Origin of the sequence: Hyphomonas sp., assembly GCF_037969335.1 — a bacterium.
GTDB lineage: Bacteria > Pseudomonadota > Alphaproteobacteria > Caulobacterales > Hyphomonadaceae > Hyphomonas.
In genome coordinates, this window is record NZ_JBBKXE010000044.1 from 1 (window position 1) to 3449 (window position 3449).

Genomic DNA, 3449 nt, shown 5'->3' on the forward strand with positions numbered 1-3449 from the left:
GGCCAGATCAGTCGCCGCCTCGACACTTCATAGACCGGTATGCCGCCTGCGCCCTCCAGGTGCCGCAGGCCGCTCGGCCCCTCGATCATCACTTCGCGCACATCGGACAGCGCCGGCCCCACCAGCGCCACCCGCCGGCATCCGGCCCTCACCGCCATGCGCACCCAGTCAGCCCCCGCCCGCGTCTTGCCGGCGCCACGTCCGCCCATGAGCAACCATGTCCGCCATGGGCCCGGCGGCGGAACCTGCGTATCCAGCGCGGCGAACAGGAACGGATTTCGTTTCAGGTAGTCCCTCATCTCCGTAGGCCGATTGTTCAATCCGTACCGCATCGCCTGCGCCCTCAGCGCGTAGTCTTGCGGCGTCCAGGCGTCGTTGCTGTTCAACTGCTTCAAGGCGCTCCCAAACGTCATCCTTGTCCTCCGCCGCATCCGTGTCCGTTTCCGTGTTATCTTGCGCCGCGCGCCCTGCCGCCCGCATCGCCGCCTCCGTATGGCGCCGCTCCGCCGCCAGCCGCAGCATCTGCGGACGCTCCACCTCGCCACCATTCGCCATTGTGTCGGCCAGCGCGTCGAACTCCCGGCGCAGGCTCAGCCACGCCATCTCGAACGGCGCCTCCGACCCGTCGAGACTGCCTGCATGGATAGCTGCGTTCACCGTCTTCCGCTCCCGCGCCTCCCGCCCACTCACCTGCAATCGTTTTCCCGGTGTAATCATGGAGCGGAGTATACGGCAAAAAGGAGTTCGGTCGGACACGCCCGCCCTATTCCCCGCACCAAACCGCCCAGAACAAGTACCACCCCTGCCTGAAAGCCAGACCTTTCCCGCCTTATTCGGGGCGCAGCCTCCAATCATTGCAATCCAGCAATGAAAGGAAAACGCCATGCTCGCCGCCGTCAGGATACGTGCCCACGCCCCCCTCTTGTCCCGCTCGGGCCAGTGGCTCGGATCGATCCTGGCGGCGGCGGCATTCGCAGCCGGTGCGGCCTGGGCCGACCAGGAACCGCGCCTCGTGACCCCGAATGACGCCACAACCGGCGCCCTTCTGCTCAAGTCCTCCACGCCCGGGAAATATATCGAAGCCCCGTCCCTGCTGACGGATGTGCAGATCGACATTTCCGGACCGATCGCCCGCACCCGCGTCACCCAGCGCTTCGAAAACACGACCGATGGCTGGATCGAAGGCGTCTATGTCTTCCCCCTGCCCGACGAAAGCGCTGTCGATACGCTTCGCATGCAGATCGGCGACCGTTTCATCGAAGGCATGATCGAGGAACGCCAGAAGGCGAAAGCCATCTATGAACAGGCCAAGTCGGAAGGCAGGAAAACCGCCCTGCTCGAACAGGAACGGCCCAACCTCTTCACCAATTCCATCGCCAATATCGGTCCCGGCGAGACGATCATTGTCCAGATCGAATACCAGGAAACGGTCCGCCTGACAGACGACCAGTTCTCCCTCCGCTTCCCGATGGTGGTTGGCCCCCGATACAATCCGGCCCCACAAATCCTCACCGCGTCGCTCGGCGATGACGGCTGGGCCGTGGTCGACCCCGTGCCGGACCGGACCCGCATCTCGCCGCCCGTCCTCAACCCGGTCATCGGCAACACGAACCCGCTGACGTTGAACGTCTCCCTCAATGCCGGCTTCCCGGTCGGAGAGCTGGACTCCACCTATCACCCGATGGACGTGGACTGGTCCGGCGCGAACGCCGCAAACCTCACACTGTCGGCAGGCAGCGTCCCCGCCAACCGCGACTTCGAACTGACTTGGACGCCAAAGGCCTCCAAGGCCCCCAGCGCCGCCCTGTTCCGCGAAACCGTCGACGGCGAGCCCTATTACCTCCTGATGGTCACGCCGCCGGTCGCCACGCAATCGGCACCGCCGCCACCGCGCGAGATCACCTTCATCATCGACACGTCGGGCTCCATGGGCGGCGAGTCGATCCGTCAGGCCCGCCAGAGCCTCGCCATGGCTGTCCAGCGCCTCGCGCCCACTGACCGGTTCAACGTGATCGAGTTCAACTCCGTCACAAATGCCCTGTTCAGCCACCCGGTCGATGCGACACCGTCAAACATCGCCCGCGCCACGAACTGGGTCGAGCGACTCGAAGCCACTGGCGGCACCGAAATGCTGCCGGCCCTGCGCGAGGCCCTAGCCGATCACGGCAATGCCGACGGCCGCCTGCGCCAGGTTATCTTCCTCACCGACGGCGCCATCGGCAACGAGCAGCAGCTGTTCGAAACCATCAGCCGCAATCGCAAGGATGCCCGCATCTTCACGGTCGGTATCGGCTCGGCCCCGAACAGCTTCTTCATGTCCCGCGCCGCCGAACTGGGCCAGGGCACCTTCACCCATATCGGCGATGTCGATGAAGTCGCCGCCCGCATGGGCGCCCTCTTCACCAAGCTTGAAAGCCCGGCCATCACCAATGTCGCCGCCACATGGCCCGACGGTTCTGCCGTCGAGGCATGGCCCTCGCCTCTACCGGATGTCTATGCCGGCGAAACGCTGGTCATCGCCGCCCATGCCGCTGCGAAAGACGGTCTGGTCTGGGTCTCCGGCCTTAACGGCGACCAGCCATGGAAAGTCGGCCTCCCCGTCAAACAGGCCGCCGAGCGTAAAGGCATCTCCAAACTCTGGGCCCGCAAGAAAATCACCTCGCTCGAACTCGACCGCGCCCGGTCCGACACGCTGCCAGACCTGGTCGACGACCAGATCCTGAATGTCGCCCTCGCCCACCATCTCGTCTCGCGCCTCACCAGCCTCGTCGCTGTCGACGTGACGCCCACCCGGCCAGACGGCGCAACGCTCGAAAGTGCGACTGTGCCCCTGAACCTTCCGGCAGGCTGGGATTTCGGCAAGGTCTTCGGCCATGACGGCATCCGCTCCGACGCACCGATGATCCCGGTCGACGCCCTCGCCCTGCGCAAGCCGGACGCCCATGGGGCCAACGCCCCGAAGCAAGTCGAACGCGGCGTACCCCTGCCAAATACCGGCACCCTTTCCGACCTGAAACTGCTCGCAGGTATAATCCTCGTCCTCATCGGCTTCATGCTGAAACTCGTCTTCCGGAGGATACGGCCCCATGCCGCTTGACCAGTTACGCAGAGGACCCCCACCCAACCTCCCCCTTTCAGGGGGAGGAGCTGTCTTTCCCGTGGCACGGACTGTTCTCCCCCCTGAAAGGGGGGAGTTAGAGAGGGGTCAGCGGTCCATCAAATTCAAGGCAAAATTCCTCACAACCGCTCTCCTCCTCGCCGGCCTCCTCCTCGTCGGGAACGGCGCGTACATGAAGGCCAAGGCCAGTCTCTCCCAGGTCCTCCTCACCCAGGCATGGGAAAAGACGCTCACCGGCGACACAGACGCCCGCCCCTGGCCCTGGGCCGACATCACCCCCGCCGCGCGGCTTGAGCTGCCCCGCCTCCACGCCTCCGCGATTGTCCTGAAC

The 3449-nt window shown here is 65.1% G+C and carries 2 protein-coding genes; one reads left to right on the forward strand and one right to left on the reverse strand.

The features are described 5' to 3' along the window. Positions 1 to 168: 168 nt before the first annotated feature. Complete coding sequence (locus AADA04_RS03255) at positions 169 to 657, reverse strand: hypothetical protein (RefSeq protein WP_340691800.1); 489 nt, start codon at positions 655 to 657, stop codon at positions 169 to 171. A 226-nt stretch (positions 658 to 883) separates the two neighbouring features. Between AADA04_RS03255 and AADA04_RS03260 the strand changes: the two genes are divergently transcribed. Then, on the forward strand, positions 884 to 3097 hold the full coding sequence (locus AADA04_RS03260) for a marine proteobacterial sortase target protein (protein WP_340691801.1): 2214 nt from the start codon (positions 884 to 886) through the stop codon (positions 3095 to 3097). Positions 3098 to 3449: the final 352 nt, after the last annotated feature.

What these genes read in the sequence shown, in the direction of transcription:
- AADA04_RS03260 (WP_340691801.1), top strand. Translation starts at nt 884, where the DNA reads ATGCTCGCCGCCGTCAGGATACGTGCCCACGCCCCCCTCTTGTCCCGC.